The organism is Mesorhizobium sp. M0771 (genome assembly GCF_040320155.1).
Lineage (GTDB): Bacteria > Pseudomonadota > Alphaproteobacteria > Rhizobiales > Rhizobiaceae > Mesorhizobium.
In genome coordinates, this window is record NZ_JAMYPC010000007.1 from 179,515 (window position 1) to 201,591 (window position 22,077).

Annotated in this window: 28 protein-coding genes; 13 read left to right on the plus strand and 15 right to left on the minus strand. The window is 63.6% G+C overall.

The features are described 5' to 3' along the window. The first annotated feature begins 18 nt into the window (after positions 1 to 18). The 3 genes from NKI05_RS13610 to NKI05_RS13620 all read left to right on the plus strand — a co-directional run bounded on the left by NKI05_RS13610 (position 19) and on the right by NKI05_RS13620 (position 1,400). A complete protein-coding gene (locus NKI05_RS13610; RefSeq protein ID WP_023683064.1) occupies positions 19 to 429 on the plus strand; it encodes a VOC family protein in 411 nt (136 codons plus the stop codon). Next, on the plus strand, positions 426 to 857 hold the full coding sequence (locus NKI05_RS13615) for an EVE domain-containing protein (RefSeq protein ID WP_023712335.1): 432 nt from the start codon (positions 426 to 428) through the stop codon (positions 855 to 857). The genes NKI05_RS13610 and NKI05_RS13615 overlap by 4 nt, the downstream gene beginning before the upstream one ends. Positions 858 to 977: 120 nt before the next feature. Then, positions 978 to 1,400, plus strand: a complete 423-nt coding sequence (locus NKI05_RS13620) for a VOC family protein (protein ID WP_023712336.1) — start codon at positions 978 to 980, stop codon at positions 1,398 to 1,400. Here the strand turns inward: NKI05_RS13620 and lhpI are convergent. From lhpI to sppA, 4 genes are all read right to left on the minus strand, one after another. Continuing rightward, a complete protein-coding gene (lhpI, locus tag NKI05_RS13625) occupies positions 1,390 to 2,355 on the minus strand; it encodes a bifunctional Delta(1)-pyrroline-2-carboxylate/Delta(1)-piperideine-2-carboxylate reductase (protein ID WP_023712337.1) in 966 nt (321 codons plus the stop codon). The genes NKI05_RS13620 and lhpI overlap by 11 nt on opposite strands. A gap of 31 nt (positions 2,356 to 2,386) precedes the next feature. Then, entirely contained in the window at positions 2,387 to 2,731 is a 345-nt protein-coding gene (locus NKI05_RS13630; protein ID WP_023698203.1) for a lipopolysaccharide assembly protein LapA domain-containing protein, read from the minus strand. A 53-nt stretch (positions 2,732 to 2,784) separates the two neighbouring features. Further along, positions 2,785 to 3,069 (minus strand): integration host factor subunit beta, encoded by a 285-nt coding sequence (locus NKI05_RS13635; RefSeq protein WP_006200394.1) that lies wholly within the window; start codon positions 3,067 to 3,069, stop codon positions 2,785 to 2,787. 79 nt (positions 3,070 to 3,148) lie between these two features. Beyond that, the gene (sppA, locus tag NKI05_RS13640; RefSeq protein ID WP_023698204.1) at positions 3,149 to 4,105 is read right to left on the minus strand and encodes a signal peptide peptidase SppA; all 957 of its coding nucleotides are present in this window, start codon (positions 4,103 to 4,105) and stop codon (positions 3,149 to 3,151) included. Positions 4,106 to 4,400: 295 nt separating this feature from the next. On the opposite strand from sppA, the gene lptC reads away from it, so the two are divergent. From lptC to ptsN, 6 genes are all read left to right on the plus strand, one after another. After that, positions 4,401 to 5,114, plus strand: coding sequence for an LPS export ABC transporter periplasmic protein LptC (gene lptC / locus NKI05_RS13645; RefSeq protein ID WP_023712338.1), 714 nt, complete (start codon positions 4,401 to 4,403; stop codon positions 5,112 to 5,114). Further along, the gene (locus NKI05_RS13650) at positions 5,101 to 5,685 is read left to right on the plus strand and encodes an LptA/OstA family protein (RefSeq protein ID WP_023814707.1); all 585 of its coding nucleotides are present in this window, start codon (positions 5,101 to 5,103) and stop codon (positions 5,683 to 5,685) included. Before lptC ends, NKI05_RS13650 begins: the two co-directional genes overlap by 14 nt. Further along, a complete protein-coding gene (gene lptB, locus NKI05_RS13655) occupies positions 5,682 to 6,500 on the plus strand; it encodes an LPS export ABC transporter ATP-binding protein (RefSeq protein WP_023700100.1) in 819 nt (272 codons plus the stop codon). The genes NKI05_RS13650 and lptB overlap by 4 nt, the downstream gene beginning before the upstream one ends. 214 nt (positions 6,501 to 6,714) lie before the next feature. After that, positions 6,715 to 8,241: an RNA polymerase factor sigma-54 gene (rpoN, locus tag NKI05_RS13660; RefSeq protein WP_023814706.1), complete on the plus strand. Its 1,527-nt coding sequence runs from the start codon at positions 6,715 to 6,717 to the stop codon at positions 8,239 to 8,241. A gap of 398 nt (positions 8,242 to 8,639) precedes the next feature. Then, positions 8,640 to 9,224 carry a ribosome hibernation-promoting factor, HPF/YfiA family gene (gene hpf / locus NKI05_RS13665; protein ID WP_023747046.1) on the plus strand — a complete coding sequence of 195 codons (585 nt, stop codon included), beginning with the start codon at positions 8,640 to 8,642 and terminating at the stop codon, positions 9,222 to 9,224. Between the two features lie 108 nt (positions 9,225 to 9,332). Continuing rightward, the gene (gene ptsN, locus NKI05_RS13670; protein ID WP_023669743.1) at positions 9,333 to 9,797 is read left to right on the plus strand and encodes a PTS IIA-like nitrogen regulatory protein PtsN; all 465 of its coding nucleotides are present in this window, start codon (positions 9,333 to 9,335) and stop codon (positions 9,795 to 9,797) included. Positions 9,798 to 9,868: 71 nt separating this feature from the next. Here the strand turns inward: ptsN and NKI05_RS13675 are convergent, their stop codons facing one another. Together NKI05_RS13675 and NKI05_RS13680 are read right to left on the minus strand one after the other, a co-directional pair. Then, a complete protein-coding gene (locus NKI05_RS13675) occupies positions 9,869 to 10,126 on the minus strand; it encodes a BQ00720 family protein (RefSeq protein WP_023683072.1) in 258 nt (85 codons plus the stop codon). 64 nt (positions 10,127 to 10,190) lie between these two features. Further along, positions 10,191 to 10,616 carry an Hsp20 family protein gene (locus tag NKI05_RS13680; RefSeq protein ID WP_023669741.1) on the minus strand — a complete coding sequence of 142 codons (426 nt, stop codon included), beginning with the start codon at positions 10,614 to 10,616 and terminating at the stop codon, positions 10,191 to 10,193. Between the two features lie 144 nt (positions 10,617 to 10,760). On the opposite strand from NKI05_RS13680, the gene NKI05_RS13685 reads away from it, so the two are divergent. Further along, entirely contained in the window at positions 10,761 to 11,702 is a 942-nt protein-coding gene (locus tag NKI05_RS13685) for a nucleoside hydrolase (protein WP_023691960.1), read from the plus strand. Between the two features lie 59 nt (positions 11,703 to 11,761). On the opposite strand, the gene NKI05_RS13690 is transcribed toward NKI05_RS13685, so the two are convergent. The 5 genes from NKI05_RS13690 to NKI05_RS13710 all read right to left on the minus strand — a co-directional run bounded on the left by NKI05_RS13690 (position 11,762) and on the right by NKI05_RS13710 (position 16,667). Continuing rightward, positions 11,762 to 12,139 carry a hypothetical protein gene (locus NKI05_RS13690; RefSeq protein ID WP_023691959.1) on the minus strand — a complete coding sequence of 126 codons (378 nt, stop codon included), beginning with the start codon at positions 12,137 to 12,139 and terminating at the stop codon, positions 11,762 to 11,764. A 404-nt stretch (positions 12,140 to 12,543) separates the two neighbouring features. Further along, complete coding sequence (locus tag NKI05_RS13695) at positions 12,544 to 13,158, minus strand: LysE family translocator (protein ID WP_023683073.1); 615 nt, start codon at positions 13,156 to 13,158, stop codon at positions 12,544 to 12,546. A gap of 96 nt (positions 13,159 to 13,254) precedes the next feature. Beyond that, entirely contained in the window at positions 13,255 to 14,715 is a 1,461-nt protein-coding gene (locus NKI05_RS13700; protein ID WP_031205143.1) for an amidase, read from the minus strand. Then, a complete protein-coding gene (locus NKI05_RS13705; RefSeq protein WP_023714115.1) occupies positions 14,712 to 15,620 on the minus strand; it encodes a ribokinase in 909 nt (302 codons plus the stop codon). Before NKI05_RS13705 ends, NKI05_RS13700 begins: the two co-directional genes overlap by 4 nt. Positions 15,621 to 15,761: 141 nt before the next feature. Next, positions 15,762 to 16,667, minus strand: a complete 906-nt coding sequence (locus tag NKI05_RS13710; RefSeq protein WP_031192912.1) for a methylated-DNA--[protein]-cysteine S-methyltransferase — start codon at positions 16,665 to 16,667, stop codon at positions 15,762 to 15,764. A 115-nt stretch (positions 16,668 to 16,782) separates the two neighbouring features. Between NKI05_RS13710 and NKI05_RS13715 the strand changes: the two genes are divergently transcribed. After that, a complete protein-coding gene (locus tag NKI05_RS13715) occupies positions 16,783 to 17,298 on the plus strand; it encodes a class I SAM-dependent methyltransferase (RefSeq protein ID WP_245261714.1) in 516 nt (171 codons plus the stop codon). 33 nt (positions 17,299 to 17,331) lie between these two features. Continuing rightward, positions 17,332 to 17,598 carry a hypothetical protein gene (locus NKI05_RS13720; protein ID WP_245261712.1) on the plus strand — a complete coding sequence of 89 codons (267 nt, stop codon included), beginning with the start codon at positions 17,332 to 17,334 and terminating at the stop codon, positions 17,596 to 17,598. Between the two features lie 10 nt (positions 17,599 to 17,608). On the opposite strand, the gene NKI05_RS13725 is transcribed toward NKI05_RS13720, so the two are convergent. After that, positions 17,609 to 18,103, minus strand: coding sequence for a DUF2244 domain-containing protein (locus NKI05_RS13725; RefSeq protein WP_023669732.1), 495 nt, complete (start codon positions 18,101 to 18,103; stop codon positions 17,609 to 17,611). Between the two features lie 22 nt (positions 18,104 to 18,125). Here NKI05_RS13725 and nth point away from each other — a divergent pair, with 22 nt between their 5' ends. Further along, positions 18,126 to 18,959 (plus strand): endonuclease III, encoded by an 834-nt coding sequence (gene nth / locus NKI05_RS13730; protein ID WP_023683078.1) that lies wholly within the window; start codon positions 18,126 to 18,128, stop codon positions 18,957 to 18,959. Here nth and NKI05_RS13735 read toward each other — a convergent pair. The 3 genes from NKI05_RS13735 to NKI05_RS13745 all read right to left on the minus strand — a co-directional run bounded on the left by NKI05_RS13735 (position 18,919) and on the right by NKI05_RS13745 (position 21,986). After that, positions 18,919 to 20,427, minus strand: coding sequence for a tripartite tricarboxylate transporter permease (locus NKI05_RS13735; RefSeq protein WP_023683079.1), 1,509 nt, complete (start codon positions 20,425 to 20,427; stop codon positions 18,919 to 18,921). The genes nth and NKI05_RS13735 overlap by 41 nt on opposite strands. Before the next feature lie 9 nt (positions 20,428 to 20,436). Beyond that, positions 20,437 to 20,910, minus strand: coding sequence for a tripartite tricarboxylate transporter TctB family protein (locus NKI05_RS13740; RefSeq protein WP_023691951.1), 474 nt, complete (start codon positions 20,908 to 20,910; stop codon positions 20,437 to 20,439). 98 nt (positions 20,911 to 21,008) lie between these two features. Continuing rightward, a complete protein-coding gene (locus tag NKI05_RS13745) occupies positions 21,009 to 21,986 on the minus strand; it encodes a tripartite tricarboxylate transporter substrate-binding protein (RefSeq protein ID WP_023814702.1) in 978 nt (325 codons plus the stop codon). Between the last annotated feature and the right edge of the window lie 91 nt (positions 21,987 to 22,077).

Sequence of the window (22,077 nt, forward strand, 5' to 3'; positions counted from 1 at the left end):
GAAACCTGGAGAGCAGACATGAACACCCCCAATTTCGTCATCCTTTATGTCGACAGCCCGGAGCGGAGCGGCGCCTTCTACGGTGCGCTGCTGGGACGCCAGCCGGTGGAGACGTCGCCGACCTTCGTGCTGTTCGTGCTCGACAATGGCTTCAAGCTCGGCCTGTGGTCGCGCCACACGGTGGAGCCGTCGGCCGCGGCCGCGGGCGGCGGTGCGGAGCTCGTCTTCGCGTTGGACCGGCCTGATGCGGTGGACGCCGCCTACACGGACTGGGCAGGACGCGGCTTGACCGTTCTGCAGACGCCGACCGACATGGACTTCGGCCGCACCTTCGTTGCGCTCGATCCCGACAAGCACCGGCTGCGCGTCTACTGGCTGAACGACGGAGAACAGGCCAATGGGGAACAGGCCAATGGAGAACAGAAATGAGTGCGCACTGGATCGCGGTCGCTTCCGCCGAACATGTCCGGCGCGGCCGCGAGGCCGGCTTCATGCAGGTCAACCACGGCAAGGCGGCACCTTTGCGCCGCATCAAGCCCGGCGACGGCATCATCTACTACTCGCCGACCACAATTCTGCGCGAGAAGGACGGCCTGCAGGCCTTCACGGCAATCGGCACCGTGCGCGAAGGCGAGCCTTACCAGGGCGACATGGGCGGTGGCTTCACGCCGTTCCGCAGGGATGTCGAATGGGCCAAGGCCGAGGAGGCGCCGATCAAGCCGCTGCTCGAGCAGTTCGACTTCACCGCGGGCAAATCGAACTGGGGTTATCAACTGCGCTTTGGCCTGTTCGAAATTACCGCGCATGATTTCGCGCTGATCGCCGAGGCGATGGGCGCTGCCATGAAGGCAGGCTGAAGCATCCAGCCGCCGGATCGGCAAGGCACCGTGACAAGGCTGCTGACACCAAGTTGTCAGCAGCCTTGTGCGACAAGCGATTGTCTTCAGATAGCGTCGCGCTTGCCCCAGGAGAATAAGATGGACTTCGTCTCGATCCGCATCATTACCGACCAGATCAAGCCCTTGGTGGCATTCTACGAGACGATCACCGGGCTTACCGCAACCTGGTTCACAGACGATTTCGCCGAACTGGCAACGCCGTCCTGCACACTGGCGATCGGCAGCACCCGCACGCTGGCCCTGTTCGGAACTGATGTGGCGCAGCCGGCCGCCAACCGCTCAGCGATCATCGAGTTTCGCGTCGCCGATGTTGATGCTGAGTACGGCAGGCTGGCGAAAATCATCGGCGATTTCGTACAGACGCCGACGACGATGCCATGGGGTAACCGGTCGCTGCTGCTGCGCGATCCCGATGGCAATCTGGTGAACTTCTTCACCCCGGTCAGCGCGGAAGCGATCAGGAAGTTCGATCGCAGCACCGGCGCCGAGGCTACTGCTTGAGCGCGTTGTAGACGGCAATGCCGGCGGCAAGGTCCTCAAGCGCGGCGCCGACCGACTTGAACAGCGTGACCTCAGTGGGGCTCTGCCGGCCCTGTTTTTCCCCGCGCGCCAGCTCATGCAGATCGGCGACGATGGCTTCCGGCTTCAGCACGCCGGAGGCGAGCGGCTGGACGATGTCGCCGGCTTCCTTGGTGGCGCCGGCGCGGGTGTCGACATAGACGCGGGCGCGCGCGATCGCGTCGTCGTCGCTCTCGCGCATGGTCGGCGTGAAGCCGCCGACCAGATCGGCATGCGCGCCCGGCTTGAGCAGCGCACCCTTGACCAGCGGCGTCGTCGTGATCGTCGCCGATGAGACGATGTCGGCCTCGGCGAGTTCGGCGTCGAGATCGCTTGCGGCCTCGGCGTTGAAACCGTCCGCGCGCAAATCGGCCGCGACCTTTTCGGCATTGGCGGGCGTGCGGTTCCAGATGCGGATGGTCTTGATCGGCCGCACCGCGGAGTGCGCCTTGGCGAGGAACGGCGACAGCGCGCCGGCGCCGACCACCAGAAGCCGCGATGCGTCCTCGCGGGCGAGATAGGAGGCGGCCAGCGCCGAGGCGCAAGCGGTGCGCCACTGTGTCAGCCGTTGGCCGTCGATCAGCGCTTCGGGCTCGCCGGTGGCGCCGTTGAGCAGGAGGTAGAGCCCCATTACCGCCGGTTTGCCGATGGCGTTGTTGTCGGGCGATACGGTGACGATCTTGACGCCGATATGACCCCCGACCGACGTGCCGGCCGCATGGAAGTCGGTCCACGCCGGCATCAAAAGCAGCGTGGATGTGGCACCGTCGGGCCGCTCGACCCCGTGATGATGGCGGACGGGTTGCACAGCACCCTCGCGGAAGGCCGCGCGCAATGTCTCGACCAGCCCGGGAAAGGTCAGCGCCTGGTCGACAGCGTCGGCCGAAATGGTCAGCATGCAAAACTCCGCGAAGATAAAAGCTTCGGCTTCAGGCCGTTGGCTTCGGCAGCGCCGGACCCTGGCCCGAGCCTTGCGGTGCGGCGGGTACCCGGCTGACCGCCTGGCGCAAATTCTCGGCCTCGACGCCGCGCTGGCGCGCCAGCTTGCGGTAGCGGCCCTGCTTGACCCAGGTCGCCAGGCTGCCGACGACCATGCCGATGGCGAGCGCCACGAACAGGAAGATGAACAGCGGCAAGGTCAGCGTCAATTTCGGATTGCCGGGGTTGAACGGGTCGAGCGTGAAGGCGACCAGCTCGCGGTTGGCGACGGCCAGCGCAATCAGGATGACGGCGAGCGGCACGAAGACCACGATAAGTATGAAGCGGTTCAACATAGAAATTCCCTGGAGAAGGCAGGCCTTGATAACGCCGGCGCGTTGGTCCGCGCCTACTTGCCGCCATTCAGCCTTTCACGCAATTCCTTGCCGGTCTTGAAGAACGGCACCCACTTCTCCTCGACCTCGACGGATTCGCCGGTGCGCGGGTTGCGGCCGGTGCGAGCAGGGCGATTTTTCACCGAAAAAGCGCCGAAGCCGCGCAATTCGACCCGGTTGCCTTCCGCCAGGGCATCGGTGATCTCGTCGAAGATCGCTCCCACGATGTTTTCGACGTCGCGCAGGAAAAGATGCGGGTTGCGCGTGGCAATGATCTGCACAAGCTCGGATTTGATCATCAGAAAGGTCCCCGTGAAAGCGCTGCGGTCAAATATCAGGATGATTTTATTTGCTTTTTTACTCGCCCCAACCGGCAGATCAAGGGTGCCAGACGGAAACGAGACCGTCAAGAAACAAGCGATCCGCGCCAATTTCGTGAAGCACGTCGCTGCCGGCCTCCGACAGGCCGAGCGCGCTGCCGACGCTGCGCGCTATTGCTTTCGAGAACAGGAAGCCGCCACGCCGCTCGGTGTCCTTCCATTCCACCACCTTGAGCTTGGCGTCGACACCCTTGGTCGCCAGCCAGTCGATCGCCACGCTCTCGCCGCCGACAGCGTCGATCAGACCGTTGGCAAGGCCCTGGCGGCCGGTGAAGATCGAGCCGTCGGCAAGGGCCAGTGCCTGATCGCGGGTCATTTTGCGGCGCTCGGCGACGATGCCGACGAACCAGTCATAGCTGTCGAGGATGAGCTTGCGGACCATGGCTCGCTCGTCTTCATTGGTCGGCTTGAAGGGCGAGGGCGATGCCTTCAGCGGCGAGGATTTCACTTCCTCGAGCTTTATGCCGACCTTGTCCATCAGACCGCTGACATCGGGATACTGGATGAGCACACCGATCGAGCCGACGATCGACGTCTTGCGGGCAACGATATGGTCGCTGGCACTGGCGATCATGTAGCCGGCCGATGCGGCCAGCGTGCCGACCTCGGCCACCACCGGCTTGTCGGCGGCAAGCTTGCGCACCTCCTCGTAGATCGATTCGCCGCCGACCGTGGTGCCGCCGGGCGAATCGATCGCCAGGATGACGCCCTTGACCTGCGAGGATGTGCGGATGGTTTCCAGCCGCTTGATCAGTTCCTCGTCCTCGGTGATGGTGCCTTCGATCCTGACCTTGGCGATGTGGTCGACGGAAGAACCGCCGAGGTCGCCCCCATAGAACCAGCTTGCAAGCGCAATCACCCCAAGGGCCACGATGGCAATGGCGGCGCCGCGCCAGAAGGTCAGCTTGCGCCGCAAGCGGCGGCGGTCGATCAGGTCGTCGGCTCTCAGTGCCATGGTCTGCCTCACAGTCGGTGGGAAGCGATGCTTTTAAAGCAAGCGTCCGCGCCCGGCTACCTCTTCCTCAAGAGCGTGCGACGAAGCGACCATCACGACGGAGGCATTTCAGGAAAAAATGACGCGGCGCGTTCGTTTCTGCTATGAAGTGACGAAATTGTGTCGCCTGAGTTCCGTCTGTAAAACAGCGGCCGTCACATTTTTGCGGTTTTCCTCCGCTTGTGCTTGCTTGCGGGGGCCGGCAACCCACCTATAGCAGGTGTTTTGGCGGACAAGGGTTTATTAGAAGTCAGTCATGCTTGCGCGATCGAACGAACCGACCAATGCCGATGCGGCCTTGGCGCCCACGGCGCCAGCGGGCACGCGCGGCGACGCCTTCGACCGCGCCCAGCGCCACTCGCGCCGCGTGCGCGTGCTTAAGTTCGCCGTGCCGGTGCTTGCCGCCGGGATCGCGGTTGCGTTTCCGGTCTATTCCTATCTGGCGGCGCCGATCAACATTTCGATACAGGCAGACGGCACCGCTTTCGCGGATGGCAAGCTGGTGATGGCCAATCCGAAGCTCAACGGCTTCACCAAGGACAAGCTGCCCTATTCGCTGACGGCCTTGCGCGCCATCCAGGATGTCGGCAAGCAGGACATCATCGAACTCGAAGGCATCCATGCCAAATTGCCGCTGACGGCCGACAATGTGGCGACCGTCGACGCCAAGCGCGGCATCTACAACAGAAACGCCAACACGATGGACATGACCAGCGACGTTACCGTCACCACCACCGACGGCGTCGCTGCCATCTTCAAATCGGTCTTCCTCGATATGGGCAAAGGCTCTATGAAGACAGGGGATGCGGTCGATGTCAGCCGTAACGGCTCGCGGATCACCGCGGGTTCGATGTCGGTCGAGGAGAATGGCAAGGTTGTCGTTTTTGAAAATAAAGTAAGCGTCCACATCGATCCGGCCACTATGAAGGCGGCAGAGGCAAAGAGCGGAGAATCGAATGCGTCCCAGTAATTCGGCACGGCTTGTCGCCGCAGCTTCGGCCTTGCTGTTGCTGGGTATGGCGTCGTCCTGGGCTCAGTCCAGCGCCAGCAGCCAATCCGGGCTCAAACTGTCGGGCGACCAGCCGATCCAGATCGAGAGCGACAAACTTGAGGTCCGCCAGGCCGACAGCATGGCGCTGTTCAGCGGCAACGTCACCGTCACGCAAGGGCCAACGCTGCTCAAGGCCGGCAGCATGGAGGTCTACTACGTCAAGGACCCCAACGCCGCCAAAGGTGCTGCCGCCGGCGCTTCGGCGATGACCGGTTCGGCCAATATCGACCATCTGGTGGTCAAGAACAAAGTCTACATCAAGTCGAATGACCAGATCGCCACCGGCGACAACGCCACGTTCGACATGAAGACGCAGGTGCTTGTTCTGTCGGGCAAGGAGGTCGTCTTGTCCCAAGGACCCAACGTCCTCAAGGGCTGCAAGCTCACCGTGCAGATGAAAAGCGGCCTTGCTCAGGTCGATGGCTGCGGCGGGCGCGTCATCATGTCGATGACGCCGCCACCGAAATCCGAGGCCCCGAAGCCCGAATGACTGGCGTATCTTCGCTGCTGACCCGCCTTCCGGGACGGGCGGCCAGTAAACTTGCAGCACCGGCCACGGTCACCGTCGATTCCGCGAAGTTCAAGGGCACCCTGATCGCCAAGGGTCTGACCAAGAGCTACAAGGGCCGCAAGGTGGTCAGCGGTGTCACCATCGGCGTGCGCGCCGGCGAGGCTGTCGGGCTGCTCGGGCCGAACGGCGCCGGCAAGACCACCTGTTTCTACATGGTCACCGGCCTGGTGCCGGTCGATGAGGGAACGATCGAGATCGACGGTTTCGACGTCACCTCGATGCCGATGTACCGCCGCGCCCGCCTCGGCATCGGCTATTTGCCGCAGGAAGCCTCGATCTTCCGCGGCCTGAATGTCGAGCAGAACATCCGCGCCGTGCTCGAAGTGGTTGAGAAGGACCGCAAGGTGCGCGAGCGCAATCTCGACGAACTGCTCGAGGAATTTCACATCAGCCATCTGCGGAAGTCGCCGTCCATGTCGCTGTCGGGTGGCGAGCGGCGGCGTCTTGAGATCGCCCGAGCTTTGGCGACGCGCCCGGCCTACATGCTGCTCGACGAGCCGTTCGCCGGCATCGACCCGATTGCCGTCGCCGACATCCAGCAGCTGGTTCGTCATCTGACGGCGCGCGGCATCGGCGTGCTGATTACCGACCACAATGTGCGCGAAACGCTCGGCCTCATCGACCGCGCCTACATCATCCATGCCGGCCAGGTGCTGACTCATGGCCGTGCCGACGAGGTGGTGGCGAACCCCGATGTGCGCCGGCTCTACCTCGGCGAAGGTTTCACGCTCTGAGCGTGAAATTTGTTTCCTGACGTGATTTTTGCCGCCCCGCCGGGCTTTTTTCTCCGATTTTGCGTGAGATAATGCTTCGGTAGGGGCCTTTTGCCATCGTTCGCCTTGACAAGCAAAAGCCGGGCCAGTTTCTATGGAAGGTCGGAAAAATTCATTTTCCGGCAGCTTCTGATGTGTAGGCTTCCGGGTGCAGAAGGGCGTTTGAAACCGAACCATGGCGTTGGCGGCGAAACTACAGCTACGACAATCCCAGTCGCTGGTGATGACGCCGCAGCTGATGCAGTCGATCAGGCTGTTGCAGCTCACCCATGTCGAGCTCGACCACTTCATCGACGACGAGATCGAGCGCAATCCGCTGCTGGAGCGCGCCGAGCCCCAGGATGACGCCGCAAGCGACCAGGTGCAGAAGGGCGATGCCGCTCCTGAGCCTGCCGCCGATGGCGACTGGTTCGAAAACGAGACGGCGTGGAGCGCCGAAGCGATCTCCGACAAGCTCGACAGCTCGCTGGAAAATCTGTTCCCCGACGATCCCGGCACCAGCGAGCGGCTCGGCCCGGACCTGACGGCGCAGTGGAAGTCGGCCACCGGCAATAGTTCGTCCGGTTCTTCCGAAGGCTTCGACGTCGGCGACATGGCCGCCGCGGCGATCACGCTGCGCCAGCATGTCGGCGAGCAGATCGCACTTGCCTTTGCCGATCCGGCCGCAAGGCTGATTGCAGCCGAACTGGCCGACGGCCTGGACGAGGCCGGCTATCTGCGCGCCGATCCCGCCGAGATCGCCAAACGGCTCGGCGCCGATCAGGCGACGGTGGCCAACGTGCTGGCAGCCTGCCACACATTCGAGCCGGTCGGCCTGTTTGCGCGCGACCTTGCCGAATGCCTGTCGCTGCAGCTTGCCATGCGCGATCGTCTCGATCCGGCGATGAAGACGCTGATCGGCAACCTAGAACTCCTGGCGCGGCGCGATTTCCAGACGCTGAAGCGGCTTTGCGGGGTCGACGAGGAGGATCTCCTCGACATGCTGGCCGAAATCCGCGCGCTCGACCCGCGCCCGGGCATGGCGTTTTCGGGCGGCGCCAGCGACGCCATCGTCGCCGATGTCGAAGTCCGCGCCGCCAATGACGGCAGCTGGACGGTCGAGCTCAATGCCGAGACGCTGCCGCGCGTGCTTGTCGATCACATCTATTTCGCCCAGGTCTCGCCGCATGCGAAGAATCAGGCGGAGAAGGATTTCCTGGCCGAATGCCTGCAGAATGCCAACTGGCTGACGCGCAGCCTCGACCAGCGGGCAAAGACGATCCTGAAAGTGGCGTCGGAAATCGTGCGCCAGCAGGACGCTTTTCTCGTCCATGGCGTGCGCCAGCTCAGGCCGCTCAACCTGCGCACGGTGGCCGATGCCATCGGCATGCATGAATCGACCGTCAGCCGGGTGACGGCCAACAAATACATGCTGACGCCGCGTGGCGTGTTCGAGCTGCGTTATTTCTTCACGGCTTCGATCGCGGCGTCGGGCGGCGGTGATGCGCATTCCTCGGAAGCGGTGCGCGACCGCATCAAGCAGCTGATCGACGAGGAAAAGCCCGCCGATGTGCTGTCCGATGACGCAATCGTCGACATGTTGAAGGAAAGCGGCGTCGATATTGCCCGGCGCACGGTGGCCAAGTACCGGGAGGGTATGAATATTCCCTCGTCGGTGCAGCGGCGGCGTGAAAAGCGCGCTCTGGCGAGCGCGGGGCGCTAGCTCTGCTTGCCCGACAAGGGCTTTTGCTATGGCTGGATTCCACAACTTTCCGACCTTAAAGCGCATCGCGCTGAAACGGATTCATACGACGCGCTTTAAGTCTTTGTTTTGATGCATGTCGTTGTCCCAGAACCGCAGCGCACTTCTGGGCGACATGCATTAATTGACAAGCTGCAATGAAGTGTCTAGAAGCCCGCCCGCATGAGACGGGCTCGCGGCCCGCATGCGGATGGTCCGTCACGACGAAGGCCACGGGACGGCCAAGAAGGCGGATTGTGATCAACCGGAAAGTTCGGATCTAAAATCGGCGCGAGTTGACGCCGCAAAGCTTGTGCGCACGGATCACGAGTATAAACTCTGGCCAGTTTGAAGCCTGAGCAAGGAAGGTCAGTTTTCAGATGAAATTGCGCATATCGGGTAAACACATGGATATCGGCGATGCGTTGCGTACGCGCATTACCGATCGTGTCGGCGAGGCGATTGGAAAATATTTCGATCGCGGTTTTTCAGGGCACGTCACGGTCATCAAATCGGGGTCGCGTTACTCGGCCGATTGCATGATCAGGCTGGATTCCGGCGCTTCGCTGCAGGCAACCGGCGATTCCCAGGATCCGACACTTGCCTTCGAGGCGGCCGCGGATCGCCTCGAAACCAGGCTGCGGCGCTACAAACGCCGTCTGAAATCGCACAATTCAGGCAGTGGAAATGGCGAAATCACCGACATCGCCTATACGGTGATGGCGCCGCTGACCGACGACGACGAGGACATTCCGGAGGACTACGCCCCGGCCATCGTCGCCGAATCAACCATGACGCTGCAGACCATGTCGGTGGCGTCGGCGGTTATCGAACTCGACACCAAGGACAGCCCGGTTTTCGTCTTCCGCAACGCCGGAAACGACCACCTCAACATCGTCTATCGGCGGCCGGACGGAAATATCGGCTGGATCGACCCGTCGACGACCAAAGTCGCACAGGCGTGACGACAACGACAACGGTCGCACAGGTGACGACAATGGTCGCACAGGGATAATAGCCAGCCGCGCGAGGGGCGAGGACTGGCGACGGCAGGCGAATAAGGGATTTCAAACATGGATCTGAGCGATCTTCTCAACGTTCCGGCGATCTTGCCGGCGTTGAAGGCGAACTCCAAAAAGCAGCTTCTGCAGTTGCTGTCCGAGAGAGCGGCGGCGATTTCCGGCATTCCGGAGCGCGAAGTGTTCGACACCATCCTGCAGCGCGAACGGCTGGGCTCCACCGGCGTCGGCAACGGCATCGCCATTCCGCACGGGAAGCTCGCCGGGGTGAAGCGCATCGCCGGTGTCTTTGCCCGGCTGGAGACGCCGGTCGATTTCGAGGCCCTGGATGACCAGCCGGTAGATCTGGTGTTCTTGCTGCTGGCCCCGGAAGGCGCCGGCGCCGATCACCTCAAGGCACTGTCGCGCATCGCCAGGGTTTTGCGCGACGCCGACACGGTGGCCAAGATCAGAGGCACGCGCGACGCGGTCGCCATCCACGCACTGCTTTCGGACACGCAGGCCTCGCACGCCGCCTGAAGTTCTTCGGATTTAAGTCTTCCAGGGGCCGCCGAAGGCGGCCCTCTCCATTTCAACCGCCAGCAGTCGCCTTAGTGAATGGCGACAGTGGTCAGGTCGTTTTCCATGGCGCCGGCCAAAGCCCGGTCTTTCGCATCCGAAAGCAGGATCGGCTGGCCGTTGGCGGCAAACAGGGCCCACAGGACCATACCAGGCGCTATTTCGCCGAGGTTGGGGAAGCGCCCGAGCAGCTCGTCGCTCGATACCTTGCGGAGATAAGCGACCGAGCCTTCGCCGAGATGGGCGAATTCGCCGCTGGTCATGGTGATGGTTTCGTCAGTTCTGGTCATTTCAAGCCTCCTTGGCGCGAGGACGCCGCTCAAGGCCATCCCGCATGAGAGCCATCGGTAAAGATCAGTCTTTCACCGATATATTTATTTTCCGTACCAGCCGTTCGGTATCCGGCCGATCGAGATCGATCGACAAAAGGCCGTTCTTCAGTTCCGCTGCGATCACCCGCATGCCGTCTGCCAGCACGAAACAGCGCTGGAACTGGCGCGCGGCGATGCCGCGGTGGAGGAATTCGCGCTCGGTGTCGTCGGTTTGACGGCCGCGCACGACCAACTGGTTTTCCTCCGTGGTGACATCGAGATCGCTTTCGGCGAAACCCGCGACAGCCAGCGTAATGCGCAGCCTTTCGGCCTTGCCGTCAGCACCGCTGAGGCGCTCGATGTTGTAGGGAGGATAACTGTCACCGGATTTCGCCAGTCGTTCCAGGGTCTTTTCCATGGCATCGAAACCAAGGAGAAGCGGGCTGGAGAAGGGCGTCATTCGGCTCATGTTACACTGTCCTCTTTGGAGCGACATAAACTGGAAAAACCCGGATGGCATTTTTCCCGATGGTCTTGATATGGTCCGCGCCGCGGCCAAGTTCAAGCCGCCGAACACCCCCGCCAAAAAGACTCCCCCGCATAAGGAAATGAAATGCCCCAGACCCGCAAGATCATCATCGACACGGATCCCGGCCAGGACGATGCCGTCGCCATATTGCTGGCGCTCGGCAGCGCCGAGCTGGAGATCGTCGGCATCTCTGCTGTTGCCGGCAACGTGCCGCTGAAATTGACCGAAAAGAACGCCAGGAAAATCTGCGAACTGGCCGGCCGGCCCGACATCAAGGTCTATGCAGGCGCCATCCGCCCGTTGGCGCGCGAGCTGGTCACCGCCGAGGAAGTGCATGGCAAGACCGGCCTCAACGGCCCGCAACTGCCCGATCCGAAGATGAAGCTGCAGGGCCAGTATGCGGTCGACTTCATCGTCGAGACGCTGATGAAGGAAGAGGCCGGCACGATCACGCTGTGCGCGCTCGGCCCGCTCACCAATGTCGCGCTGGCGCTGATCCGTGAGCCGAAGATCGCGCCGCGCATCAAGGAAATCGTACTGATGGGCGGCGGTTTCTTCGAAGGCGGCAATGTCACGCCGACCGCAGAATTCAACATCTATGTCGATCCGCAAGCCGCCGACCTGGTGTTCAAATCCGGCATTCCGATCGTCATGATGCCGCTCGACGTCACCCACAAGGCGCTGACCACGGCCAAGCGCACGCAGGCCATCCGCCAGCTCGGCACCCGGGTCGGCACCGCGACGGCCGAGATGCTGGAGTTCTTCGAGCGCTTCGACGAGGAGAAATACGGCACCGATGGCGGCCCGCTGCACGACCCGTGCGTCATCGCCTATCTGTTGAAGCCGGAGCTGTTCAAGGGCCGCAACTGCAACGTCACCGTGGAAACCACCTCCGAGCTCACCATGGGCATGACCGTCATCGACTGGTGGGGCGTGACCAAGCGGCCGAAGAACGCCATGGTGATGCGCGACATCGACCATGACGCCTTTTTTGCGCTGCTGGTGGAGAGGCTGGGGCGGCTTTAAGCCTGCCTTGACGCAGATCGTTCGCCCAGGGCCTAGCGCCTCTGGGCGATATCGGCTGCTTACTCGTCGAGCAGCCGATAGGTTTCGCTGCCATCCTGCCTATGCTGTTGCTCGACCGGAACTTGCGAACCCATGGCTCGTGGTGTTTCCGCATGGCCGTATACGAAAATCAGGTCGTTTTCGCTGAGACGGATACCATACAGGTAACGAAACCCACCGTTGATCCAGCCCTTTGGGTTCGGCGAGGCATCGAGAACACTGACAACCGTGCCTGTCGCCCGTCCCAGGCTGATGATCGGGCTGCTGTGTCCGGCGGCAGGCCTCATGATTGCAAAAATGCACGCGCCAAGCAGCACGGCAGCAAAAGCGATGCCCCAGACGTTTTCTCGCAGAATTGGCAAGGCGAGAGCCAAGCGTGCTTGTGCAAGGCGGGTCATTCTGGAAACCGGTAGAAGACGAAGCCATTATCACGCGTGACGCGCTCCAACTTTGCCGGCGCACCGATCAGATGCGGACGATCGTCATCGACAAGAATGGACGAAACCGGTTTCGAGAGCAACCAGATAAAGGGTGCGGTCGTGGTCCGAATGGGCGCTTTTGACTGTTGCGTCGATTGGCTCGACTGACCGGCGCATCATTCGTCCATTTGTAGAGAGCCGAAGGAACCATCACCGCGAACAGGGCGGCGGTCAGAATCACGCCGGGCGCGTTCCTTTTTATGCCAGCGTAAGTCCATGACATCGACGTGAATCCCCTAACGCGGATTCATGTGGTGGCGCGAAAGCTGACTTTCAATCAGGCTTCACGTACCGGCTCCGTTGGGAACGACCGTTGGCGGTCGTCACTTCGCCTTGGAAAACGCCAGCCACAGGCCGCCGCCGACCAGAAAGCTGCCGCTGATCCTGGACATCAGCTTGATGCGGCTGGCCGAGAGCAGGCGTCCGGCGCGGCTGGCGGCGAGCGCATAGGTGGAATCCGAGACGGCGGCAAAGATCATCGCGGTGAGGCCCATGACGACGATCTGTAGCGTGTAATTGCCCTGCGGGGCGATAAATTGCGGGAAGAAGGCGCCGAAGAACACCAGGGTCTTGGGGTTGCTGAGCGCCACCAGCAGACCCTGCAGGAAGAAGCCGCCACGCGGCTTTCTCGCCGTGCCGTCGCCGTTCAGCGTGCCCTTGGCGCGGAACATCTGCACGCCCATCCAGATCAGATAGGCGGCGCCGATCAGACGCACCCATTCGAACCAGTGGCCCATGCCCGCGATCAGCGTGTTGAGGCCGATGCCGACGATGGCGATCATGATGGCAAGCCCGGCCTGCGTGCCGGCGACATTGGCAAGCCCGGCGCGGTAGCCATGGCGGATGCTGTTGGCGATGATCAGCGTCACAGTCGGACCGGGCACCAGGATGATGACGATGCAGGCAAGGACATAGGCGGCGTAGAGTTCCAGCGACATGGGGATTTCCTCGAGGATGCGCTTAGGCGGCTGGCTGCAATCAATGCATGGCGGCGGGGCTGGTGCAAGCCGGTCGCAGACCGGCCGCCCCTCGCGTCAGGACGCCCCAGCCTGCCAAGGCAAGGTCGCCTCATAGGCCGCTCCGGCCCTGAGCACGGCGAGGTCGCCGCGCGGCCGGCCGATCAGTTGCATGCCCAAGGGGCGGCCTTTGTCGTCGAAGCCGACGGGCACGTTGAGCGCCGGACAGCCGCCGAGCGTGGCGAAGGCCGAAACCTGCATCCAGCGATGGTAGCTGTCCATCGTCCGTCCGGCGACCTCACTTGGCCAATGCGTGCCGACTTCGAAAGGAAAGACCTGCGCCGTCGGCAGCGCGATGAGATCGAAGTGCTCGAACAGCGACAGCAGCGTCCGGTGCCAGGAGGTGCGGATGACCGAGGCCGCGCGGATCTGCGGCGCCGTCAGCCGCATGGCGTTCTCCACCTCCCAGACGGCTTCCGGCTTCAGCAGGGCGCGCTTGTGCGGGTCGTCATAATGGACTTTCAGCGCCGAGCCGCTGCTCGCCTGCCGCAGCGTCACGAAGGCTTGCCACAGTGCCTCGAAATCGAAATCCGGCAGCAAGGGCTCGGTCAGGAAGGATGCCTCCGCGAAGCGGCCGAGTGCGGCCTCGCACAGATCGAGGATGCCAGGCTCCACCGGCAGGTGACCGCCGAGATCACCGAGCCAGCCGACGCGGCCGCCGCTTGCCGGCGTTGCCAGCCCTTCGAGGAATGAACCAGGCTTTTCCCAGGACAAGGGCGCATGCGGATGGTAGCCCGCCTGCACGTCGAGCAGCAGCGCCATGTCGCTGATGCTGCGGCCCATCGGCCCGTCTATGCCCATCTGAGCATGAAAGACTTCCAGGTCCGGCCCTCCGGGGACAAGGCCCTGCGACGGGCGGAAGCCATAGACATTGTTCCACGCCGCCGGATTGCGCAGCGAGCCGCCGAAATCGCTGCCGTCGGCGACCGGAACCATGTCGAGTGCAAGGGCGACCGCAGCGCCGCCGCTCGACCCGCCTGCGGTGAGCGCCGGATCGAAGGCGTTCAGCGTCGGGCCGAACACGTTGTTGTAGGTGTTGGATCCCAGCCCGAATTCGGGAACATTGGTCTTGCCGATGATGATGGCGCCGGCCTTGCGGATGCGCTCGACGAAGAAATCATCCTCCTGCGGCACGAAATCGGCGAAGATCGGCGAGCCGAAACTGGTCCTCAAGCCGCTCGTCATGGCGAGGTCTTTTATCGCCATCGGCAGGCCGAACAGCGAGCCGGCCGGCCCGCCTTGCGCTAGATGCGCGTCCGCCGCGTCGGCCTCGCGCAGGATGTCGGAGCGCTCGCGCAACGAGACGATGGCGTTGACCAGCGGGTTTACCGCGTCGATGCGGTCGAGGAATGCGGCGACCAACTCGCGCACGGACAGGCGGCGCAGCCGGATCGCCTCGGCCAGGTCGACAGCGGACATCCGGCAGATGTCGCCGGCGGGGGGCACGGCGTGCTTCGTTGCGGGGCGCAGGGCTGTCATCCGGCGTTGTTGCGCAGGGCGGTGTCCACATCCGCGGCCAGCGGGATGGCCGGCTGGGCGCCGGGCTTCAGGCAGGCGAGCGAGCCGGCGGCTGCGGCGCGGGTGAGAGCCTGCTCCAGCGGCAGGTTGGACGCCAGCCCGGCGGCGAGATAACCGCAAAAAGTATCGCCGGCCCCGACGGTGTCGACCGGCGTGATCTTCAGCGCCGGCACGGTCAGGAAATCCTCCGGGGTCGCCGCCAGCACGCCGTCGCCGCCGAGCGTGACGACGATGGTGCGGCCGGTTTTGCCGGCGAAGTCGCGCATGCGCGCCGGGCGGTCTCGGCCTTTCAGCGACAGCGCCTCGCCGTAAAGGTCGAATTCGGTTTCGTTGGCGACGGCGTAGTCGGCCTTGCCGAGCAACGCTGCCGCCTCGCTACGGAACGGCGCGGTGTTGAGCACGGTGACCGCGGCGGCGGCGCGTGCGGCGTCAAGCGCTGCATCGACAGTCTGCAACGGGATCTCGTGCTGCAGCAGGACGACGTCGCCCTTCGCAAGGAAAGCCTTGGCGAGATCGCCGGGCAGCACCGAATCATTGGCGCCCGGCACGACGGCGATGACATTCTCGCCATCGGCGCCGACGAGGATCAGCGCCGTGCCGGTGGAGGCGAAGCTCTGGCCGACGCCGGAGAGATCGACCTTGCCGGCCACCAGCAAAGCCAGCGCCTCAGTGGCGAAATTGTCCTTGCCGACGGCGCCGACCATGCGCACCTTGGCGCCGGCGCGCGCCGCAGCCAGCGCCTGGTTGGCGCCCTTGCCGCCGGGCGCGGTGGTGAAGCCGGAGCCGCGGACCGTCTCGCCCGGCGAAGGCAGGCGGTCGACATTGGCGATAAGGTCGAGGTTGATCGAGCCGACAACGATGATCAAGAAAGCCTCCTGCGGAATGCGCGGGAAGCTAACCTGTAAGCCGGCGGCTTGCCAGAGCGTGCGGATGTTTTGCGCCGGGAGCTCGCAAAAAGAAAAACACCGGCGAAGGGATTTCGCCGGTGTTGTTTGATGCGGGCAGCTTCAGGACGCGGTCTGGCCCGCTTCCCAACCGAGGATGGCGCGTTTGCGGGTCAGGCCCCAGTGGTAGCCGGTGAGTGCGCCGGACTTGCCCAGCGCCCGATGGCAAGGGACGACGAAGGACAATGGGTTGGCGCCGACCGCCGCCCCCACCGCCCGGCTGGCGTTTGGCGCGCCGATCCTGGAGGCGATCGAAGAATAAGTGCAGGCCTTGCCCATCGGGATCCTGAGCAGCGCGTCCCAGACGCGCAGCTGGAAGTCGGAGCCGATCATCACCACGCGCAGCGGCTGGTCGGCGCGCCACAATGTCGGATCGAAGATGCGCGCCGCATAGGGCTGGGTGGCGCTCATGTCCTCGACATAGGTGGCGTTCGGCCAGCGGCCCGACATGTCGGCGAAAGCCGCCCGCTCGCCGCCCGGATCGTTGAAGGCGAGCCCCGCAAGGCCACGGTCGGTGACCATGATCAGGGCGATGCCGAAGGGCGAGATGTGGTAGCCGTAGCGGATGGTCAGGCCAGCGCCGCGCGTCTTGTAGTCGCCCGGCGACATCGCCTCGTGGGTGACGAACAAATCGTGCAGCCGGCCGGGGCCGGACATGCCGAGTTCGAACGATGTTTCGAGGAGCGGCATGCCGGAATCGAGCAGTTTGCGGGCATGGTCGAGGGTGACCGCCTGCAGGAAGGCTTTTGGCGACAGGCCGGCCCAGCGGGTGAACAGCTTTTGCAGGCCCGTGGGTGTCTCGCCGACATCAGCGGCCAAGGCTTCCAGCGAGGGCTGGTCGCGATAGTCGAGGCTGATCTTCTCGATGGCGCGGCGCACGACCTCGTAGTCGCTGCCGTTGGGGGTGATGTCGTGCTGCAGGATCGCTGTCGGTTTCATCTGCGTATTCATGGTCATCTGGGCGTTCATGGCAATATCTCCTTGACCGCGAATATCGGTCTTTCCGCCCCTTGCAACCACCCGAAACTTGCCTTGTTGCCGCCTGTTCCCAGATAAATACTGGATTGCGCCCCGGGAGATGCCAATGGCCGGCGAAAGGGTGAATCTGAGCGGAGCAAGGGAGACCTTGCTGATGACGCTTTATGGCAAGGCACTGGAAAGCCGGCTGCCGCATTCGCTGCTCGGGGATCGCTTCGCCGACGAGGCCGTGCGCAAGATCGACTATGATTTCTCGCGCCTCAAGGTCGACACCAATCTCGGCATCGGCCTGGCGATCCGGGCCAAGACGTATGATGTCCGCGTTCAGGACTTCATCGCCAGAAATCCCGGCGCCATCGTGCTGCATCTCGGCTGCGGGCTCGATACGCGCATTTTCCGTGTCGATCCACCCGAAGGCGTGGAGTGGTTCGATGTCGATTTTCCGGATGTCATCGCGCTCCGGCGCAAGCTTTACCCGTCCCGGGACCACTACCACCTCGTCGGCTCTTCGGTAACCGACCCAGACTGGCTGGCAGAAGTGCCGAGCAATCGTCCGGCCGTCGTGGTGATGGAGGGGTTGACGCCTTATCTCCCGGTAGAGGAGGGGCCACGGCTGCTGTGACGCCTTGTCGCGCATCTTGCCGGCGGCGAGCTGATGTTCGACGCCTACAGCCACTTCGGCCTGAAGATGCTGCGCCTCAATCCGACCATCAGGGCGACGGGCGCCGAGGTTCACTGGGCGATCGACGACCCGCAGGTACTGGAGCGTGCCGTTCCGAAGCTGCGCTTTGTCGACGATATCTCGGCCTACAGCGCGGAACGCACAGCGCATATGAGCTGGTCCGCAAAACTGTTCATCGGGCTCTGGAGACACATTCCCGCATTGCGCAAGGTCGGCAGGATTTTACGCTACCGGTTCTGACGCGCCGACTCTAACGCGTCCTGGCTTTTGTCAGAGCACGTGAAAATGCAGTGGCAAAACTCTCGCGGGAGTCAGGGTCCAGGAATGACCCGATCGGCACATTCTGTCCTTGTGCTTCCACCGTCATCCTGGTGATGCCGATCTCGGCATGGCGAGCGACGGAAAAGCGCGCCCAGAACGGGTTGAAGCGATGCGCTTCCGACTTTCCCGAGGGCGCCGTCTTGCGGATGTCGAGGCTGGTGCGCGACACCGACACTTCCTCGCGGGCACGGGCGGCACGATAGTTGGCGCGGAAGGCGATGTAGACGGCGATGACGTCGAGGCCGAAGAAGCCGAACACCGGCCAGGCGCCGCGCGACAGGAAAAACGCCCCGGTCACCACCCAGCCGAACAGCAGCGCGCCCATCAGCACGGCAAAGCCGGTGCGGCCCAGCGAGCGGTGCGGTGTCAGCAGCGCCTGGAAGAATGGCTCGTCGGCCTGAAACGAGGCGTTTGTGTCGCTCATCCCAGGATATTATAGGAGGGAAATGGCCAGCCCCAAGTCCAAAAATCTTTCCCTATCCAAAAGTGAACTGCCGCCCGGGCGGCGCGACGGCTCGAATGCCAAGCCGCGACCGCGGCCGGCGCGGCTCCGTTCGCTCTACAGCGCCGCCGAGGTGCATGAGATCTTCCGGCGGTTTTCGGTGCAGCGGCCCGAGCCGAAGGGCGAGCTCGAGCACGTCAACGCCTTCACGCTGCTGGTGGCCGTGGTGCTGTCGGCGCAGGCGACCGATGCCGGCGTCAACAAGGCGACGCGGGCGTTGTTCAAGGTCGCCGACACACCTGAAAAGATGCTGGCGCTGGGCGGAGCCAGGGTTGGCGAGTACATCCGCACCATCGGACTCTGGCGCAACAAGGCCAAGAATGTCGTGGCGCTCTCGGAGGCGCTGATACGCGATTACGGCGGCGAGGTGCCCAGCGAGCGCGATGAGTTGGTCAAGCTGCCGGGGGTCGGGCGCAAGACCGCCAATGTCGTGCTCAACATGGCGTTCGGCCAGCACACGATGGCGGTCGACACCCATATTTTCCGCATCGGCAACCGCCTCGGCCTGGCGCCAGGCAAGACGCCCGAACAGGTCGAGCAAGGGCTGCTGCGGATCATCCCGGACGAGTATATGCGCCATGCGCATCACTGGCTGATCCTGCATGGCCGCTATGTCTGCAAGGCGCGCAAGCCCGATTGCCCGGCCTGCGTCATCGCCGATCTCTGCAAGGCCGAGGTGAAGACGACAGACGTGCCGGCGCCGCTCGTGGAAATCGCGGCGCCCGGCGTCCCGACAACTAGCTTTCCTCCACGAACACCTCTTCGCGCTTCTTCTTGACCGACGGCAGGAAGACGACGACGAGCACGGCCAGTGCGACGAGCAGCAGGCCGGCGCTGATCGGCCGCGTCACGAAGGTCGAGGGGTCGCCGCGCGACAGGATCATGGCGCGGCGCAGGTTTTCCTCGAGCAGCGGGCCGAGCACGAAGCCGAGCAGCAGGGGTGCGGGTTCGCAGCGCAGCTTGGTCAGGATGTAGCCGAGCAGGCCGAAGAATGCGACCGCGTAGAGATCGAAGGCGTTGGTGTTGACGCTGTAAACGCCGATCGAGCAGAACGCCATGATGATCGGGAAGAGCACATAATAGGGGATCGTCAGCAGCTTCACCCATAGCCCGATCAGCGGCAGGTTCAGCACGATCAGCATCAGATTGCCGATCCACATCGAGGCGATGATGCCCCAGAACAGCGCCGGCTGCTCGATCGCGACATTGGGGCCGGGCACGATGCCCTGGATTATCATGGCGCCGATCATCAGCGCCATGACCGGATTGGCCGGAATGCCCAGCGTCAGCATCGGAATGAAGGAGGTCTGGGCGCCGGCATTGTTGGCCGATTCCGGGCCGGCGACGCCGGCGATGGCGCCCTTGCCGAACTCCTCCGGGTGTTTCGACACGCGCTTTTCGACCGTGTAGGAGGCAAAGGCCGCAAGCACCGCGCCGCCGCCGGGCAGGATGCCGAGCGCCGAACCGATGATCGTGCCGCGCACGATGGGCGCGGCCATCGCCTTGAAGTCGTCGCGGGTCGGCATCAGGCCGGAGACCTTTTTGATCATCACTGAGCGCTCGTGCTCGTTTTCGAGATTGCGCAGGATCTCGGCAACGCCGAAGACGCCGACCGCCACCGCGACGAAGTTCAGCCCGTCGGCATATTCGCGGATGCCGAGCGTGAAGCGCGGCGTGCCGGTGTAGATGTCGGTGCCGACAATGCCGAGCAGCAGGCCGAGCACGACCATCGCCAGCGCCTTGACGATCGAGCCGTGGGCGAGCGCGATGGACGAGACGAGGCCGACGATCATCAGCGAAAAATATTCGGCCGCGCCGAATTGCAGGGCTATTGCCGTCAGCGGCGGGGCAAAGACGGCGACGAGAAAGGTCGACACCGTGCCGGCGAAGAACGAGCCGATCGCGGCGATCGCCAGAGCCGCCCCGGCGCGACCGTTCCTGGCCATCTGGTAGCCGTCGATGGCGGTCACGGCCGAGGAGGATTCGCCGGGCATGTTGATGAGAATGGCGGTGGTCGAACCGCCATACTGGGCGCCGTAGTAGATGCCGGCCAGCATGATGAGGGACGAAACCGGGTCGCCGATCTGAAAGGTGATCGGCAGCAGCATGGCGATGGTTGCGGTGGCGCCGATGCCGGGCAGGACGCCGATCAGCGTGCCGAGCAGAACGCCGATGAGGCAAAAACCCAGATTGGCCGGCGTGGTGGCCGTCGAAAAGCCGAGTTCGAGGTTCCTGAGGAGGTCCATCTCAGCGCCTCACAATGCCAGCCATTGGGGCAACCAGGGGCCGAAGCGCTGGAATGGCAGCCCGAGCGCGTAGCTGAAGACTAGCACCGAAAACAGCGTCAGGCCGGCCGACAGCAGAAGTGCCGTCAGCGGCTTCATGCGGGCGCTGGCAAAAGAGGCGATCAGCGCCGTCAGGAAGATCGACGGGACGAAGCCGAGGCCGCGCACGGTCAGGCCGAAAAAGATCGGCGCCGGCAGGATGAACAGCATGCCGCGCCACGCAATGGGGCCGATCGGCTCGCCCTCGACGCGCACCGCCTGGACGAGGATGATGGCGCCGAGCACGATCAGCACGATCGCCAGCACCAGCGGGAAATAGCCCGGTCCCATGCGAAAGGCGGTGCCGATTTCGAGGCCGAGCGATTGTATCGCGAAAAAGGCGCCGAAAAAGATGAACAGCGCGGCGCACAGGCCGTTTGTCCTGTCGATGGCGAAAGGTTTCATGGCTGTCCTCCCCTGACCCTTGCAACGGGCTTGCCGTTGCAAATGTGAAAACGGACGTCGAAGCGAAAACGGGGCGCCGGCAGCGCCCCGTTCAAGCCTCAGTCGGCGTATTGGCCGGCGGCTTCGATGATCGGCTTCCAGCGCGTGATCTCGCCTTCCAGCTTGGCCTTCAGCGCTGCCGGCGTCGCGTCGGCCTCGGACGACGGCTTGGTGCCGAGTTCGGCGAAGCGGGCGATGACGTTGGGGTCCTTCAGTGCGACCTGGAGCGATTTCGACAGTCGGCCGGTGATCTCGGCCGGCGTGCCCTTCGGCGCATAGAGGCCGTGCCAGATGCCGACCTGCACCGCGGGCAGGCCGGCTTCGATGGTCGTCGGCACGTCCTTCAGCACGTCGAGGCGCTCCGGCGTGGTGACGGCATAGGCCTTGATCGTGCCGCCCTGGATCTGCTTGGTGGTGTTGGTGGTCTGGTCGCACATAATGTCGACCTGGCCGCCGAGAAGGTCGGTCATGGCCGGGCCGGTGCCCTTGTAGGGTACGGTGACCAGCGGCGTGCCGATGGCGCTCATGAACAGCATGCCGCACAGATGCGAGGCAGCGCCGATGCCGGCATTGGCGACAGTGATGGTGTCCTTGTTGGTCTTGGCGTATTCGACCAGCCCTTTCAGGTCGGCCGGCTCCAGGTCCTTGCGGGCGACGATCGCCATCGGCACCTCGGTGACGAGGCCGACATACTCGAAGGCGTTCAGCGTGTCATAGGCGAGTTTTCTGTAGAGGGTCGCGCTGGTCGCCATGCCGATGTGATGGAGGAGCAGCGTGTAGCCATCCGGGTCGGCGTTGGCGACGCGGCCGGCGCCCAGCGTGCCGCCGGCGCCGCCGACATTTTCGACGATGATCTGCTGGCCGAGATCCTTCGACATGGCTTCGGCGACGAGCCGCGTGACCGTGTCGGTCGGACCGCCGGCCGCAAACGGCACGACGACGGTGATGGTGCGCTCGGGATAGGTCTGTGCGCTGGCGGTGAACGAATAAAGCGTGACGGCCGCGGCGGCGGCCAGGGCGGCTACAATTTTCCTCATCGTAATTCTCCTCCCAGGATATCAATCTCCGATCGCTGTGCAGGTCAGGCAGCGAGGGTGCAACAAAGGCAAGCTAACAGATTGTCGCCTG

Excerpts from the sequence above, each read along its gene's own strand:
- NKI05_RS13610 (WP_023683064.1), top strand. The coding sequence starts at position 19 with ATGAACACCCCCAATTTCGTCATCCTTTATGTCGACAGCCCGGAGCGG.
- NKI05_RS13615 (WP_023712335.1), top strand. The coding sequence starts at position 426 with ATGAGTGCGCACTGGATCGCGGTCGCTTCCGCCGAACATGTCCGGCGC.
- NKI05_RS13620 (WP_023712336.1), top strand. The coding sequence starts at position 978 with ATGGACTTCGTCTCGATCCGCATCATTACCGACCAGATCAAGCCCTTG.
- lhpI (WP_023712337.1), bottom strand. The coding sequence starts at position 2,355 with ATGCTGACCATTTCGGCCGACGCTGTCGACCAGGCGCTGACCTTTCCC.
- NKI05_RS13630 (WP_023698203.1), bottom strand. The coding sequence starts at position 2,731 with ATGTTGAACCGCTTCATACTTATCGTGGTCTTCGTGCCGCTCGCCGTC.
- NKI05_RS13635 (WP_006200394.1), bottom strand. The coding sequence starts at position 3,069 with ATGATCAAATCCGAGCTTGTGCAGATCATTGCCACGCGCAACCCGCAT.
- sppA (WP_023698204.1), bottom strand. The coding sequence starts at position 4,105 with ATGGCACTGAGAGCCGACGACCTGATCGACCGCCGCCGCTTGCGGCGC.
- lptC (WP_023712338.1), top strand. The coding sequence starts at position 4,401 with ATGCTTGCGCGATCGAACGAACCGACCAATGCCGATGCGGCCTTGGCG.
- NKI05_RS13650 (WP_023814707.1), top strand. The coding sequence starts at position 5,101 with ATGCGTCCCAGTAATTCGGCACGGCTTGTCGCCGCAGCTTCGGCCTTG.
- lptB (WP_023700100.1), top strand. The coding sequence starts at position 5,682 with ATGACTGGCGTATCTTCGCTGCTGACCCGCCTTCCGGGACGGGCGGCC.
- rpoN (WP_023814706.1), top strand. The coding sequence starts at position 6,715 with ATGGCGTTGGCGGCGAAACTACAGCTACGACAATCCCAGTCGCTGGTG.
- hpf (WP_023747046.1), top strand. The coding sequence starts at position 8,640 with ATGAAATTGCGCATATCGGGTAAACACATGGATATCGGCGATGCGTTG.
- ptsN (WP_023669743.1), top strand. The coding sequence starts at position 9,333 with ATGGATCTGAGCGATCTTCTCAACGTTCCGGCGATCTTGCCGGCGTTG.
- NKI05_RS13675 (WP_023683072.1), bottom strand. The coding sequence starts at position 10,126 with ATGACCAGAACTGACGAAACCATCACCATGACCAGCGGCGAATTCGCC.
- NKI05_RS13680 (WP_023669741.1), bottom strand. The coding sequence starts at position 10,616 with ATGAGCCGAATGACGCCCTTCTCCAGCCCGCTTCTCCTTGGTTTCGAT.
- NKI05_RS13685 (WP_023691960.1), top strand. The coding sequence starts at position 10,761 with ATGCCCCAGACCCGCAAGATCATCATCGACACGGATCCCGGCCAGGAC.
- NKI05_RS13690 (WP_023691959.1), bottom strand. The coding sequence starts at position 12,139 with ATGACCCGCCTTGCACAAGCACGCTTGGCTCTCGCCTTGCCAATTCTG.
- NKI05_RS13695 (WP_023683073.1), bottom strand. The coding sequence starts at position 13,158 with ATGTCGCTGGAACTCTACGCCGCCTATGTCCTTGCCTGCATCGTCATC.
- NKI05_RS13700 (WP_031205143.1), bottom strand. The coding sequence starts at position 14,715 with ATGACAGCCCTGCGCCCCGCAACGAAGCACGCCGTGCCCCCCGCCGGC.
- NKI05_RS13710 (WP_031192912.1), bottom strand. The coding sequence starts at position 16,667 with ATGAACGCCCAGATGACCATGAATACGCAGATGAAACCGACAGCGATC.
- NKI05_RS13715 (WP_245261714.1), top strand. The coding sequence starts at position 16,783 with ATGGCCGGCGAAAGGGTGAATCTGAGCGGAGCAAGGGAGACCTTGCTG.
- NKI05_RS13720 (WP_245261712.1), top strand. The coding sequence starts at position 17,332 with ATGTTCGACGCCTACAGCCACTTCGGCCTGAAGATGCTGCGCCTCAAT.
- NKI05_RS13725 (WP_023669732.1), bottom strand. The coding sequence starts at position 18,103 with ATGAGCGACACAAACGCCTCGTTTCAGGCCGACGAGCCATTCTTCCAG.
- nth (WP_023683078.1), top strand. The coding sequence starts at position 18,126 with ATGGCCAGCCCCAAGTCCAAAAATCTTTCCCTATCCAAAAGTGAACTG.
- NKI05_RS13735 (WP_023683079.1), bottom strand. The coding sequence starts at position 20,427 with ATGGACCTCCTCAGGAACCTCGAACTCGGCTTTTCGACGGCCACCACG.
- NKI05_RS13740 (WP_023691951.1), bottom strand. The coding sequence starts at position 20,910 with ATGAAACCTTTCGCCATCGACAGGACAAACGGCCTGTGCGCCGCGCTG.
- NKI05_RS13745 (WP_023814702.1), bottom strand. The coding sequence starts at position 21,986 with ATGAGGAAAATTGTAGCCGCCCTGGCCGCCGCCGCGGCCGTCACGCTT.